At 73.4% G+C, this 12,984-nt stretch carries 11 protein-coding genes; 5 read left to right on the top strand and 6 right to left on the bottom strand.

Translation table 11 applies throughout. The features are described 5' to 3' along the window. Window positions 1-20: 20 nt before the first annotated feature. Complete coding sequence (locus tag AB0I16_RS32360; RefSeq protein ID WP_363253225.1) at window positions 21-1,022, bottom strand: Ku protein; 1,002 nt, start codon at window positions 1,020-1,022, stop codon at window positions 21-23. Further along, complete coding sequence (locus AB0I16_RS32355) at window positions 1,022-1,945, bottom strand: hypothetical protein (protein ID WP_363253224.1); 924 nt, start codon at window positions 1,943-1,945, stop codon at window positions 1,022-1,024. Before AB0I16_RS32355 ends, AB0I16_RS32360 begins: the two co-directional genes overlap by 1 nt. 334 nt (window positions 1,946-2,279) lie before the next feature. On the opposite strand from AB0I16_RS32355, the gene AB0I16_RS32350 reads away from it, so the two are divergent. Together AB0I16_RS32350 and AB0I16_RS32345 are read left to right on the top strand one after the other, a co-directional pair. Beyond that, a complete protein-coding gene (locus AB0I16_RS32350; RefSeq protein ID WP_363253223.1) occupies window positions 2,280-3,341 on the top strand; it encodes a glucose 1-dehydrogenase in 1,062 nt (353 codons plus the stop codon). A gap of 144 nt (window positions 3,342-3,485) precedes the next feature. Next, complete coding sequence (locus AB0I16_RS32345) at window positions 3,486-3,731, top strand: DUF5133 domain-containing protein (protein WP_363253222.1); 246 nt, start codon at window positions 3,486-3,488, stop codon at window positions 3,729-3,731. A gap of 13 nt (window positions 3,732-3,744) precedes the next feature. Here the strand turns inward: AB0I16_RS32345 and AB0I16_RS32340 are convergent, their stop codons facing one another. Beyond that, a complete protein-coding gene (locus AB0I16_RS32340; RefSeq protein WP_363253221.1) occupies window positions 3,745-4,104 on the bottom strand; it encodes a hypothetical protein in 360 nt (119 codons plus the stop codon). Between the two features lie 216 nt (window positions 4,105-4,320). On the opposite strand from AB0I16_RS32340, the gene AB0I16_RS32335 reads away from it, so the two are divergent. Continuing rightward, a complete protein-coding gene (locus AB0I16_RS32335) occupies window positions 4,321-5,082 on the top strand; it encodes a GAF and ANTAR domain-containing protein (protein WP_363253220.1) in 762 nt (253 codons plus the stop codon). Window positions 5,083-5,110: 28 nt separating this feature from the next. On the opposite strand, the gene AB0I16_RS32330 is transcribed toward AB0I16_RS32335, so the two are convergent. Both AB0I16_RS32330 and AB0I16_RS32325 read right to left on the bottom strand, forming a co-directional pair. Beyond that, the gene (locus tag AB0I16_RS32330) at window positions 5,111-6,325 is read right to left on the bottom strand and encodes a metallophosphoesterase (protein WP_363253219.1); all 1,215 of its coding nucleotides are present in this window, start codon (window positions 6,323-6,325) and stop codon (window positions 5,111-5,113) included. A 115-nt stretch (window positions 6,326-6,440) separates the two neighbouring features. Further along, on the bottom strand, window positions 6,441-8,342 hold the full coding sequence (locus tag AB0I16_RS32325; RefSeq protein WP_363253218.1) for an ABC transporter ATP-binding protein: 1,902 nt from the start codon (window positions 8,340-8,342) through the stop codon (window positions 6,441-6,443). An 86-nt stretch (window positions 8,343-8,428) separates the two neighbouring features. On the opposite strand from AB0I16_RS32325, the gene AB0I16_RS32320 reads away from it, so the two are divergent. Then, window positions 8,429-10,747, top strand: coding sequence for a glycoside hydrolase family 3 N-terminal domain-containing protein (locus tag AB0I16_RS32320; protein WP_363253217.1), 2,319 nt, complete (start codon window positions 8,429-8,431; stop codon window positions 10,745-10,747). 52 nt (window positions 10,748-10,799) lie between these two features. Here AB0I16_RS32320 and AB0I16_RS32315 read toward each other — a convergent pair whose 3' ends face one another. Beyond that, window positions 10,800-11,657, bottom strand: coding sequence for a GNAT family N-acetyltransferase (locus AB0I16_RS32315; RefSeq protein WP_363253216.1), 858 nt, complete (start codon window positions 11,655-11,657; stop codon window positions 10,800-10,802). A gap of 381 nt (window positions 11,658-12,038) precedes the next feature. Here AB0I16_RS32315 and AB0I16_RS32310 point away from each other — a divergent pair, with 381 nt between their 5' ends. Beyond that, window positions 12,039-12,929 (top strand): glycoside hydrolase family 19 protein, encoded by an 891-nt coding sequence (locus AB0I16_RS32310; protein ID WP_363253215.1) that lies wholly within the window; start codon window positions 12,039-12,041, stop codon window positions 12,927-12,929. Window positions 12,930-12,984 lie beyond the last annotated feature (55 nt).

The raw sequence follows: 12,984 nt of genomic DNA, 5'->3' as shown, positions 1-12,984 counted from the left end.
ACGGCCACCCCGTCAGGTTCTCAGGCCGCCGCCTTCCGTCCCTTGAGGGCTTCGACGAGCTGCTCCCGGCTCATCTTCGAGCGGCCCGGGACGCCGGCGTCGGCCGCGCGCCGGTACAGCTCGCCCTTGGTGAGCGACGACAGGTCCTCACCGGGCCGCTTCCCCGACTTCGCCGGGCCCCGGCGGCGACCGCCCTTCCCCTTGCTCCCGCCCTTCCCCTTGCTCCCGCCGTCACCGCCGCCCCGGCTGCGCTCGACGCTCCGCTCCAGCGCCGACATCAGGTCCACGACGTTCGTGGCGTCGGGCGGTCCCTCCTCGCCGACCACTTCCTTGCCCTCGCGTTTGGCCTCGACGAGTGCCTTGACGCGTTCCTCGTACGTGTCGTGGTAGTCGTTCGGGTCCCAGTCGACGCTGAGGGCGTCGATCAGCTGCTGGGCCGTCCGCAGCTCGCGGTCGGCGACCTCGGGGCGCCGGGCGGGCATGGCGTCCACATCCGCGCGCGGGTCGCGCACCTCGTCGGCCCAGCGCATCGTGTGCAGCACCAGGACGTCGTGCTGGGCGCGCAGGGCGGTCAGGTACTGCTTGCTGCGCATCGTGAAGGTGGCGATGCCCGCCTTGTCCGACCGTTCGAGTGCCGCGCGCAGCAGTTCGTAGACCTTCGCGTACTCCTTGCCGCGCGGCGCCACGTAGTAGGTCCTGTCGAAGTACACGGGCTCGATCCGGTCGAGGTTGACGAAGCCCGTCATGTCGATGACCTTCGACTTGCCCGGGGCGATGTCGTCGAGCTCCTCGGGTTCGACGACGACGTAGTCGCCCTCGCCGAGGTCGTAGCCCTTCACGATGTCGTCGCCGGGCACTTCCTCGCCGGTGCGCTCGTTGACCCGCTTGTAGCGGATGCGGTCGCCCGTGCCCCGCTGGAGCTGGTGGAAGTGGACGGTGTGGTCCTCGGTCGCGGTGAAGAGGCCCACGGGGACCGTGACCAGGCCGAAGGTCAGCACCCCGCTCCAGATCGATCTCGCCATCAGTCGTCGTCTCCTTCACCGTCACGGTGGTCGGGGTCCTCGGTGTCCAGCCGGTCGAGGAGCGCGGACGCCTGCTCCGCCCGGCTCCCCGCCGCACGGGCCGCGCGGGCGGCCGCACGTGCCGCTTCCCGCGCCTCGCGCTCGGCGGAGCGGGCCCGCTCGTGCCGCTCCGCCGCGCTGCGGCGTTCCTCTTCGAGCTCCGCGAGGCGCCGCTCCGCCTCCCGCACCCGGTCCGCCGCCGCCGCGGCCCGCTCGTCGGCCGCCGCCGCCTCCTTCCGGCGCTCCCGCAGTGCGCGGTCCGCCTCATCGGCGTCCCGTCGGGCGCGCGCGAGTTCTTCGCGCCGGCGTGCGTCGGCCGCGGCGTCCCGCTTCCATGCCTTCGGCCGTGGGCGGCGCTTCTCCGGCGGCGGCTCGGCGGCCTCCTCGTGGGGCCCTGCGCCCCTGAGGGCGGCGTCGAAGCCGGTGGTGGCGTCGAGCGGCCTGGTCAGCCGGCCCTGCGCCCACGCCCGCGCGGCCCGCTCGTCGGCGAGGACGGCGTGCAGGGTCTGCTCCACCTCGCGCCGGGTGTCCTCGCCGATCGGGTGGCCCGCGTCGGCGGCGAGCCGCCCGGCCTGCCGGGACAGGGCGTTGATCAGGACGTGCTGCTGCCGCGACAGCTCGCGGAGCCGCGGCCCGTCCATGCCCCGGTGCGCCCGGCGCAGGCCCTCACCCAACTGGATCAGCGGCCGGACCTCGTCGGGCTGTCCGCGCACCAGAAGGTTGCCGGCCCAGGCCGCCAGGCTCGGGCGGCGCAACGCCTTGATCCGCTCGGCGAGCGGCCGGTCACCGGCCTTCCGCGCCGCCGCCGCGCGCTCGTCACGGGCCGCGGTGAACTCCTCGGGCCGCAGTCCGTACAGCTCGTCGGCGACCGTCTCCAGATCCACGGACGCCCCCTTCTCCGCCCCCGCTCGTGTCTCCGCCCCGCTCGGCGTCTCCCTCTCCGATCACGTCGGCCATGCCGTTCACGTCGGCCATGCCGTTCAGGTCGGTCATGCCGTTCACGTCGGTCACGTCGATCACGTCGAACTTGTCGCGCAAAGATGCTTATGTGGGGATTATGCGCAGCCTCGCGCCGATCGGCATGTGCGCCGGGAACGCCGACGGCGGCGGCGTATGGGCCCCGCGAAGGCGGGCACTCTGGTGCGAAAGGCCCCCTTCGCCCGCGCGGTCCCGCCCAGCGGAGGCGCCGCACCCCCGCACAGAGCCTGGAGAGTGCCCATGCGTGCCGTCACCGTCCGACCCTCCGCCCGCGACTCCCTGTCCGTGCGCGACATGCCCGAGCCGGAGCGCGGCGAGGGCGAGCTGCTGGTGGACGGCCTGGCGGTCGGGGTCTGCGGCACCGACAAGGAGATCGTCGCGGGCGACTACGGCTGGGCGCCGCCCGGCGAGGACCGTCTGATCCTCGGCCATGAGTCACTGGGCCGGGTGCGCGAGGCGCCGCGGGACAGCGGCTTCGCCCGGGGCGACCTGGTGGTGGGCGTGGTGCGCCGCCCGGACCCCGAGCCGTGCGGCGCGTGTGCGCACGGCGAGTTCGACATGTGCCGCAACGGCCGCTACACCGAGCGCGGCATCAAGGAGCGCCACGGTTACGCCAGCCGGACCTGGACCGTGGAGAGCGACTACGCGGTCAGGCTCGACCCCGCCCTGGAGCCGGTGGGCATGCTGCTCGAACCGACCACCGTGGTGACCAAGGCGTGGGAGCAGGTGGAGCGGATCGGCGCCCGCGCCTGGTTCGAGCCGCGCCGGGTGCTCGTCACGGGGGCGGGCCCGATCGGCCTGCTCGCGGCGCTGCTCGGCGTGCAGCGGGGCCTCGACGTACACGTGCTCGACCAGGTCACCCGGGGGCCGAAGCCGGGGCTGGTCGGGGACCTGGGGGCGACCTACCACAGCGAGGACATCGGCGGCGTCACCTCGGCGCTCCGCCCCGACGTGGTGATCGAGGCGACCGGGGCGGGCTCCGTGGTCTTCCAGTCGATGGCCGGGACGGCGACGTACGGGATCGTCTGCCTGACCGGCGTCTCGCCCAAGGGGCGCAGCCTCTCGGTGGACGCGGGGACGATCAACCGGGAGCTGGTGCTGGAGAACGACGCGGTGGTGGGTTCGGTCAACGCCAACCTCCGCCACTACCGGCAGGGCGCGGACGCCCTCGCGAAGGCCGACCGCTCCTGGCTGGAGCGCATGATCACCAGGCGCGTACCCCTGGAGCGCGCCGCCGAGGCGTTCACGGCGCGCGAGGACGACATCAAGGTGGTCATCACCCTGGAGCACGACGGGCGCTAAGGGCGCTAAGGGCGCTGAGGGCACTAAGGGCACGGAGAGCGCGGGAAGAGCGAATAGAAGATCTCCGGAAATGAAGTGGAATGTCCGGAGTGGGTCGGGGTACCGCAGGAACGTAAGCCGCTCTGCTCCGAAAGGATGACCGCCGTGCTGATGGCCCGACCCGTACTCCGCAACCTGGTCGAGAACTACGAGGCGCTGAGCGCCGGGCGCGCGGAGGGCACCGGACGCGCCGGGGCCGCCGAGACCCGCCGGCGCATGGAGGACGTCACCTACACCCTGTGCGTCTCCACCGGCACCCGCGACATAGGGAGCGCGCTCGCGGTGGCCAGGCGGCAGCTGCACCCCACCGCGTCCCGCGAGAAGCCGGTGGCCGGGGTGACCGGCCCCTGACCGAGCGGCGCCGTCAGTCCGCCGCCTCCCGCAGGGCCGAGAGCAGGTCCGGGTGGACCGCGAGGCAGACGTCGGCCGCGGTGACGCGCAGGACGTGCCGGGTCAGCCGGTGCGGGGCGGCCACCAGCAGCCGCACCCCGAGCCGGTCCGCCAAGGCCTGGGTCTCCTCCAGGACGCCGACGGCCGCCGCGGTCAGGCACGGGGTGCGCAGGTCGACGACGGCCACGCGCGTTCCGGCCGAACCGAGCAGCCGCCCCAGGTCGTCGCGGACGCGCGCGACGTTGGCGAGGTCGACGATCTCGACCAGCGGGATCACGATCGGATCGGCGTCGGCGTCGGCGTCGGCGTCGGCCGGAAGGTTCGGCAGGGACACGGAAAGCTCCAGAGCACTGTTCAGCCCATGGGCAGCCTCTGCCTGACTACGCCTCTGGCAGGAGGTTATCGGCGGCGGGGCGCCATCGGAACCACCCCGGACGGCCACCGGGTGAGTGGGCGAACGGATGTGCGGTACACGTTCGCGGCATGACGGGACGCGGGCGGGTACTCGCCCCGGGGATATGCCCCCGTCGCGAAAGGCGCCCACCGCACCATGACCGCCGTAGAGCCCGGTCTGCCCGGAATCGGGGAGCAGGCCCTGGCACAACTACAGTCGCTGCTCCTCGGCTCGGACCGCCTGGAGGAGTTCCTCCAGGAGCTGGTGGTGCTCGCCGCGGATCTGCTGCCCGTGCGGGTGCACTGCTCCATCACGCTCGCCGCGCGGGGACGGCTGCGCACCGCGGCGGCCAGCGACGAGCTGGTGCGCCGTGCCGACCAGGAGCAGTACGACAGGGGCGAGGGCCCCTGCCTGGAGGCCCTGCGGACCGGTGAGATACACGCGGTCGGCGACATGCGCGGCAGCGTCCGCTTCCCCGTCTTCGCCGAGCGCGCCCTGCTGATCGGCCTGCGCTCCTCGCTCGCGCTGCCCCTGACGCCGCCGGGCCGGTGCGGCACCGGCGTGATGAACCTCTACGCCGACGAACCGGACAGCTTCTCCGGCTCGGTGCGCGACCAGGCCGCCGTCTTCGCCGGGCACGCGGCCGGGGCCCTCGGCGTGGCCCACAAGATCGCCGAACAGACGCGGTTCAGCGAGGACCTGCAGACCGCGCTCGCCTCCCGCACACGGATCGACCAGGCCATCGGCATCCTCATGGCCCAGCGGCGCTGCACCGCCCCGCGGGCCTTCGAGATCCTGGCGCGCGCCTCGCAGAACAGGAACAAGAAGGTCCGCGACCTCGCGGCCCTGCTGATCACCGAGGTCAGCGGCGCCCCGCCGGCCCCGCTGACCCCTCTGGAGCCGCCGGAGCGCCTCTGAGGGCGTGATCCGCCGGCCGGTCCGGCCCTCACCGCGCGGGTGCCGCCGCCAGCGGGCCCGACGTGCGGACGCTGTGGGCGAGGCGGGCCCTGCGGGTGGCGACGTCCACCGTGTACGCGTCCACCGTCATCGCCCGCCCGGACGTCTTGAGGATCATGAAGCCGTGGTCGGTGAAGTCCTGCCAGGACGCGGGGTGGCCGAAGTGCGCCCTGCCGTCGCCCGCCTTGCCCGCGGCTCCGCAGACGATCTGCCGGGTGCCGCCGGTGCGGGTGGTGGGTTCCAGGATCTGCAGCGTGTGGTCGTGGCCGGAGAGGATGAGGTCGGCCCGGCCGCACACCACCTCCTCGTACAGCTCCTTGAGATGGATTCCGCTGGTGTAGTTGCCGATCGTGAAGCCGTCGTACGAACCGGCACTGCCGTGCTTGCCGTTGTTCAGGTACGGGTGGTGGCCGAGCACGACCTTCCAGCGCGCCCGTGACGCCTTGAGCGCGCCGTCGAGCCAGGCGCGCTGCTCCCGCATGTAGGGGCCGTTCCACCAGTAGTGCGGGTCGATCTGGGCCACGTAGGAGGAGACGGGGTTGGTGTCGATGGCGAAGAACTCCACCAGCGGCCCGCCCTCGCCGGCCGCCGGGAGCGCCACGTTGTAGTAGCGGTCCGGCATGTGCCAGCGCCGTGACGCCCTGGCGTAGGCGACCTCGCGGTCGCCGCGCGAGGGGTCGCCGCCGCTGCCGGGTATCAGCCCCGAGCAGTCGTGGTTGCCGAGGACCATCAGCCACGGGAAGTCGAGGCCCGCGTTGGGCTCCTCGAACTTGGTGCGGAACTCGGAGTCGTCCGCGGACTCGGGGCCGTTCTCGTAGATGTTGTCGCCGAGCCCGACGGCCAGGCCGACCCCTTCGGCGCGGCACACCTCCCGCGCCGCGGCGGCCACCGCGTGCTGCGCCTCCTCGCCCGTACCGGCGTCACCGGTGAGCAGCACCGCGTACTCCCCGTTCCGGTTCGGCGCCGCCGGCAGCGGGAAGGCGCCGGTGCGGGCGGCGGCCGCCGCGGGTGTCCGGCCCGCGGCCGACAGGACGGTGAGCGCCGCCGCGCCCGCCACCGCTCCGCCGAGCACGGCCCGCCGCCGGGGAGCCCGCATGGCCCGGACCCGCTCCCCCACCGGCCCCCCGGAGAGCGCGGGGTCGGTCCGCAGCCACTGCTCCTCGGTCATGTCCGCGCTCGGCGGTATCAACTCGTCGTCGCACATGGGGGGTTTCTCTCATGGATACCGGCGAGGATGGTGGGGAACCGATGAACTCCCGGTGGACGTCCGGACACGGATTCGACGCGTCCGCGGGACCTGGCCGCTCCGTCCCCCGCGCTCAGGCCACCTCCACCACCTCCGCGGCTTCGGCCTGCCCCGCCCCCTTGGCGAACTGGGTCCGGTGCAGCTCCGCGTACCGGCCGTCCAGGGCGAGGAGTTCGTCGTGCGTGCCGCGTTCCACGATCCGGCCCGCCTCGACGACGAGGATGAGGTCGGCGGAGCGGACCGTGGAGAGCCGGTGGGCGATCACCACGGCGGTGCGGCCCTCAAGGGCCTCGGCGAGCGCTTCCTGCACGGCCGCCTCGGAGGTGTTGTCGAGGTGTGCCGTCGCCTCGTCGAGGATGACGACCCGCTGCCCGGCGAGGAGCAGGCGCGCGATGGTCATGCGCTGGCGCTCACCGCCGGAGAGGCGGTAGCCGCGCTCGCCGACCACGGTGTCGAGCCCGTCGGGCAGGGAGCGCACCAGGTCTTCGAGGCGGGAGCGCCGCAGCACGTCCCAGAGTTCGTCCTCGCTCGCGTCCGGCCTGGCGAGGAGCAGGTTGTCGCGTACGGACTCGTGGAAGAGGTGGCCGTCCTGGGTGACCATGCCGAGGGTGGCCCGCAGCGACTCGGCGGAGAGGTCCCGCACGTCGACGCCGCCGATGCGCACCGCGCCCTGGTCGGTGTCGTAGAGCCGTGGCAGGAGTTGCGCGATGGTCGACTTGCCGGCGCCCGACGAGCCGACGAGCGCGACGGTCTGGCCGGGTTCGGCGCGGAAGGAGACGCCGTGCAGCACCTCGTCGCCGCCGCGGGTGTCGAGCGAGGCGACCTCTTCGAGGGAGGCGAGGGAGACCTTGTCGGCGGCCGGGTAGGCGAAGCGCACGTCGTCGAACTCCACGGCCACGGCCCCCTCGGGGACCGGGGCGGGCTCCGCCTTCTCCTCGATCAGCGGCTTGAGGTCGAGGACCTCGAAGACCCGCTCGAAGCTGACGAGGGCGCTCATCACCTCGACGCGGGCGCCCGCCAGGGAGGTCAGCGGCGCGTAGAGCCGGGTGAGCAGCAGCGCGAGCGAGACGACGGCGCCCGCCTTCAGCGAACCCTCCAGGGCGAAGTACCCGCCGAGTCCGTAGACCAGGGCCAGCGCGAGCGCCGAGACCAGGGTGAGCGCGGTGATGAACGCGGACTGCGCCATGGCGGTGCGTACGCCGATGTCGCGCACGCGGCGGGCCCGCGCGGCGAACTCGGCGGACTCGTCGCCGGGCCTGCCGAAGAGCTTGATGAGCGTGGCGCCGGGCGCGGAGAAGCGCTCGGTCATGCGGGTGCCCATGGCGGCGTTGTGGTGCGCGGCCTCCCGCTGGAGCTTGGCCATGCGCGCGCCCATGCGCCGGGCGGGCACGACGAAGACGGGGAGCAGCACCAGGGCGAGCAGGGTGATCTGCCAGGAGAGGGTGAGCATCACGGCGAGGGTGAGGAGCAGCGTGACGATGTTGCCGACGACCCCGGAGAGGGTGTTGCTGAAGGCGCGCTGGGCCCCGATCACGTCGTTGTTGAGCCGGCTGACCAGGGCGCCCGTGCGGGTGCGGGTGAAGAAGGCGACGGGCATGCGCTGTACGTGGTCGAAGACGGCGGTGCGCAGGTCGAGGATGAGGCCCTCGCCGAGGTTGGCCGACAGCCAGCGGCTCAGCAGGCCGATGCCGGCCTCGGCGAGCGCGATGGCGGCGATCAGCAGGGCGTAGCGCACGACGGTCGCGGAGTCGCCGCCGGAGACGATGACGTTGACGACCTTTCCCGCGAGGACGGGCGTGGCCACGGCGAGCAGCGCGGTGACGACGCTGAGCAGCACGAACTGCCAGATGCGCGTGCGGTGGGGCCGCGCGAATGCTCCGATGCGGCGAAGGGTGGCGCGGGCGAAGGGGCGGCGGTCCTGCTGGGCGTGCATCACGCTGTACAGCTGGGTCCAGGCCGTGGTTTCCATGCTCATGAACAGAACGTTAGGACCTCAAGTTAACTTCAGGTCAACCGAATCGAAGGCATCCCCCACCCCACCCGAGGTGAGAAGGCGAACGCATGCGTGATGTACGACGGCGTACCCTGCTGTCCGCCATGGGCGGCACGGCGGTCGCGGGAGGCGCGCTCGGCGCCCCGGGCACCGCGGGTGCGAGCAGCGCCGGCGCGGCGCAGGGCGGCCCCGCCGCCCGTCCGGAGAAGGCGTACCACCGCGAGATCCGCGAGCTGCTCGACCGTATGACGGCCGAGGAGAAGCTGGGTCAGCTCCAGCAGCTCCCGTGGGCGTACGACACGGGTCCCGGCGGGGGCGGCACCAAGGAGGCGGAGGCCGCGGCGCGCGCGGGCAGGCTCGGTTCGGTGCTGAGCGTCTACGGCGCGAAGGCCACCAACGCCCTCCAGCGCATCGCTGTCGAGGAGTCCCGCCTCGGCATTCCGCTGGTCTTCGGCCTCGACGTGATCCACGGCTTCTGGACGACGTTCCCGATCCCGCTGGCGCAGGCGGCGAGCTTCGACCCCGCCGTCGCGGGGGCGGACGGCGAGGTCTCGGCGCGGGAGGCCCGCTCCAACGGCGTGCACTGGGCCTTCGCGCCGGCCATGGACGTCACGCACGAGCCGCGCTGGGGCCGCGTCGCCGAGGGCAACGGCGAGGACCCGTACCTGACGTCGGTGTTCGCCGCGGCCAAGGTCAGGGGCTATCAGGGCGACGCGGACGGCGGGGACTTTGCGCCCTACCGCGCCAGGGACCGCGTCGCCGCCTGCGCCAAGCACTTCGTCGCGTACGGGGGCGCCGAGGGCGGCCGGGACTACAACACGGTGGACGTCTCGGAGTCGCGCCTGCGCAACCTCTACCTGCCGCCGTTCGAGGCGGCCGTGGCGGCCGGGGCCGCCACCGTCATGGCCTCGTTCAACACCATCAGCGGCGTCCCCGCCCACGGCAACACCCACACCCTGACCGACATCCTGCGCGAGGAGTGGGGCTTCGACGGCATGGTCGTCAGCGACTGGACCGGCGTGCAGGAGCTGATCGCGCACGGCTTCGCCGAGGACGGCGCGGCGGCGGCACGCCTCGCCCTCGACGCCGGCGTCGACATGGAGATGACCAGCACCACCCTGGTCCAGAACGGCAAGAGGCTGCTGCGCGAGGGGAAGATCGGCGAGCGGCGTCTCGACGACGCGGTGGCCCGCGTCCTGCGCCTCAAGTTCGACCTCGGCCTCTTCGACGACCCCTACGTCGACGAGGACGGCGCCATCGAGGGGCCGACCGCCGCCACCCGCCGGGCGGCCCGCACGGCGGCGGCGCGCTCGATGGTGCTGCTCAAGAACGAGGGCAAGGCGCTCCCGCTGGAGCCGTCCCTCACGTCCATCGCCGTCGTCGGCCCCTTCGCCGGCTCCGGGGACCTCCTCGGCACCTGGTCGTTCCCCGGCGCGGTCGAGAAGTACCCCTCGGTGAAGGTCGTCGACGCGGTCGGGCGGGCGGCGCCGGGCGCGCGGGTGACGTACGCCCGGGGCGTCGCCCCCGAGGGCGGGGGCACCGGGGGCATCAAGGAGGCGGTGGCCGCCGCGGAGGCCGCCGACGTGACGGTCGTCGTGGTGGGCGAGCCGTCCGCGATGAGCGGCGAGGCCGCGGCGCGCGGCGACATCTCCCTGCCCGGCGCCCAGGAGAAGCTGGTGAAGGCCGTCGCGGCGACCGGCCGCCCCTTCGTGGTCGTCCTCGTCAACGGCCGCCCGCTGACCATCGGCGGCTGGCTGGACTCCGCGCCCGCGGTCCTTGAGGCCTGGCACCCCGGGATCGAGGCGGGCAACGCCATCGCCGACGTGCTGTTCGGCGAGGTCGCGCCCGGCGGCAAGCTGCCCGTGTCGTTCCCGCGCGCGGTCGGCCAGATCCCGGTCCACTACAACCACGAGCCGACGGGCCGCCCGTACGACGCGGACAACAAGTACACGTCGAAGTACCTCGACCTGCCGCCGGGCCCGCAGTTCCCCTTCGGGTACGGCCTGAGCTACACCACGTTCGAGATCGGCGAGCCGCGGCTCAGCCGTGCGCGCGTCTCCGCGGACGCCCTGCGCGGGGGCGACACGCTGGAGGTGTCCGTGCGGGTCACCAACACCGGCGGGCGCGCGGGCGACGAGGTCGTCCAGCTCTACGTCCACGATGTCGTCGCCCGCCTGGCGCAGCCCGTGCGCAGGCTGCGCGGGTTCCGCCGGGTCACCCTCGGGCCGGGCAGGTCGCGCACCGTCCGCTTCCGGCTCGGCGCGGAGGACCTCGGCTTCTGGACCAACGCGCCGCACGGCGAGTTCGTCGTGGAGGAGGGCACGGTCGACCTGTACGTCGGCGACAGCTCGGCGGCGAAGGCGCGGACGACGCTGACGATCACCTGAGCGCGGTCCGGGCCCGGCACCACCGGGGGCACGCCGGGCGTCTGCCGTACCGTCAGCCGAGTTCGAGGGTGGTGACCCCGAAGACCCGTTCCCGCGCGAAGTCCCTGACAGGGCCGGTGTACATGCGGGCCGTGCCGAACGTCGGCTTCATGCCGCGCGCCTCCGCGAGCGCGACGGCCGCGGCGTTGATCTCCGGCACGTCCATGGCGACGGGTGCGCCGTCCGCCCCGGCGGCCAGCGCGCCGAGGAGCGCCTCGGCGTCGGCGCGCGTGTCCGCGAAGAGCGGGCCCACGCGCGGCGCGTCGCGGCCGGGGCGGATCACCCCGTACCCGGTGAGCGTGCCGTCGACGACGCGGGCGAGCGCGCGGTGCCCGGGGGCGGTCAGCCAGGACCGCAGGAAGCGCGGCCGGTCGGCGGGGAGGCAGGCGCCGTCGTAGGCGGTGAGCGCTCGCAGGTCCGCGGCCCCCACGGGGCGTACGTGCGGGTCGGGCGCACCGGCGGCGGGCAGCACGCCGAGGTAGCGCAGGGTGCCGTGGGCGCGGGTGAACCCGGAGCGGCGGTAGTTGTCCTGCTGGGCGGGGACGCCGTCGAGGCCGACGATCCTGCCCGCGGCGTGGGCGAGCCCGGCCCGCCAGGTGGCGAGCCCGTGGCCGCGGCCGCGCAGACCGGGGCGGACGAGGTAGAAGCCGAGGAAGGCGTAGTCGTCGCCGTAGGTGACCACGGAGACCGCGGAGACCGGTTCGCCGTCGACGCGCCCCACGAAGAACCCCTCGGGGTCCTGCGCGAAGAAGGAGGGGGCGTCGCCGAGGCCGGGGTTCCAGCCCTCGTCCGCCGCCCACCCGGTCACCACGCGCCAGTCGTCGAGCGACGCCCGTGAGACCACGAGGCGCCCGGGAACCGCGTCTGTCATCGCTCCGCCCTTCTCGCGTCCGCGCCGGGCCCTCGTGGGCCGCGCCGGGTCCATCCTGCCCGGGAGAGGGACGGCCGAGGCCGGCGCCGCGCAGCACGGAGCGGCGTCCGCATGCTGGACACACCGGCGGAATCTCATGTTCCGGAACGGTCCGCCGGACGGGCGGCGGGCGGCCGTTCTCGCCATCACCCGCCGTCATCCGTCCAGTTGAGAGCCGAATCATCCGGACCGGACGGCGATCGGGGCCGCCGCGCGGCCCGTTCGGGCCGTCGGACCAATATTGGTCCAGACCTTGACAGGTTCAGACCATTTCGCTTGAGTCACCGACACCCCCATGGCGGCGTGGAGCCCACCCCTCGCCCGCCCGTTAGGAGTTGTCGCATGATCAAACGCCTCACCAGCCTCGCGGCCGCCCTGGCCGCGCTCTGCGCGATGATCGTCCTGGGCCCGGCCGCCGCCACGGCGTCCGCGGCCGCGTGCGCCGCGCCGTGGAGCGCGTCCTCCGTCTACACGGGCGGCAAGACCGCCTCGCACAACGGGCACAACTGGACCGCCAAGTGGTGGACCCAGAACGAGACGCCGGGCCGCTCCGACGTCTGGGCGGACGCGGGCACCTGCGGCGGCGGCACCGACCCGGGCAACCCCGACCCGTCCGGATTCATCGTCAGCGAGACCCAGTTCAACCAGATGTTCCCGAGCCGGAACTCGTTCTACACGTACAAGGGCCTGACGGACGCCCTGAAGGCGTACCCGGCCTTCACCAACACCGGCAGCGACACCGTGAAGCGCCAGGAGGCGGCGGCCTTCCTCGCCAACGTCTACCACGAGACCGGCGGCCTGAAGTACATCGTGGAGCAGAACCAGGCGAACTACCCGCACTACTGCGACGCCAAGCAGCCCTACGGCTGCCCCGCCGGACAGGCCGCCTACTACGGCCGCGGCCCGATCCAGCTCAGCTGGAACTTCAACTACAAGGCCGCGGGCGACGCGCTCGGCATCGACCTGCTGCGCAACCCCTACCTGGTCGAGCGGGACCCGGCCGTCGCCTGGATGACCGGGCTCTGGTACTGGAACACCCAGTCGGGACCGGGCACCATGACGCCGCACGACGCCATGGTCAACGGCAAGGGCTTCGGTGAGACCATCCGCGCCATCAACGGCACCCTGGAGTGCAACGGCGGCAACCCCGCCCAGGTGCAGAGCCGTGTCGACCGCTACAAGCAGTTCGCCCAGGTCCTCGGCACCACGCCGGGCTCCAACCTGAGCTGCTGACGCCCCACCCCCGGAACACCGCGGCGGCCGGGCGGTCCTGATCGGGGATCAGGAC

It is taken from the genome of Streptomyces sp. NPDC050703 (genome assembly GCF_040654435.1).
GTDB lineage: Bacteria > Actinomycetota > Actinomycetes > Streptomycetales > Streptomycetaceae > Streptomyces.
The sequence above is the reverse complement of the archived record's forward strand: the minus strand, read 5'-3'. Positions and strand labels throughout refer to the sequence as shown.

Coding starts and splice junctions, on each gene's coding strand:
- AB0I16_RS32360 (WP_363253225.1), bottom strand. CDS start 1,022: ATGGCGAGATCGATCTGGAGCGGGGTGCTGACCTTCGGCCTGGTCACG.
- AB0I16_RS32350 (WP_363253223.1), top strand. CDS start 2,280: ATGCGTGCCGTCACCGTCCGACCCTCCGCCCGCGACTCCCTGTCCGTG.
- AB0I16_RS32335 (WP_363253220.1), top strand. CDS start 4,321: ATGACCGCCGTAGAGCCCGGTCTGCCCGGAATCGGGGAGCAGGCCCTG.
- AB0I16_RS32330 (WP_363253219.1), bottom strand. CDS start 6,325: ATGTGCGACGACGAGTTGATACCGCCGAGCGCGGACATGACCGAGGAG.
- AB0I16_RS32325 (WP_363253218.1), bottom strand. CDS start 8,342: ATGAGCATGGAAACCACGGCCTGGACCCAGCTGTACAGCGTGATGCAC.
- AB0I16_RS32320 (WP_363253217.1), top strand. CDS start 8,429: ATGCGTGATGTACGACGGCGTACCCTGCTGTCCGCCATGGGCGGCACG.
- AB0I16_RS32315 (WP_363253216.1), bottom strand. CDS start 11,657: ATGACAGACGCGGTTCCCGGGCGCCTCGTGGTCTCACGGGCGTCGCTC.
- AB0I16_RS32310 (WP_363253215.1), top strand. CDS start 12,039: ATGATCAAACGCCTCACCAGCCTCGCGGCCGCCCTGGCCGCGCTCTGC.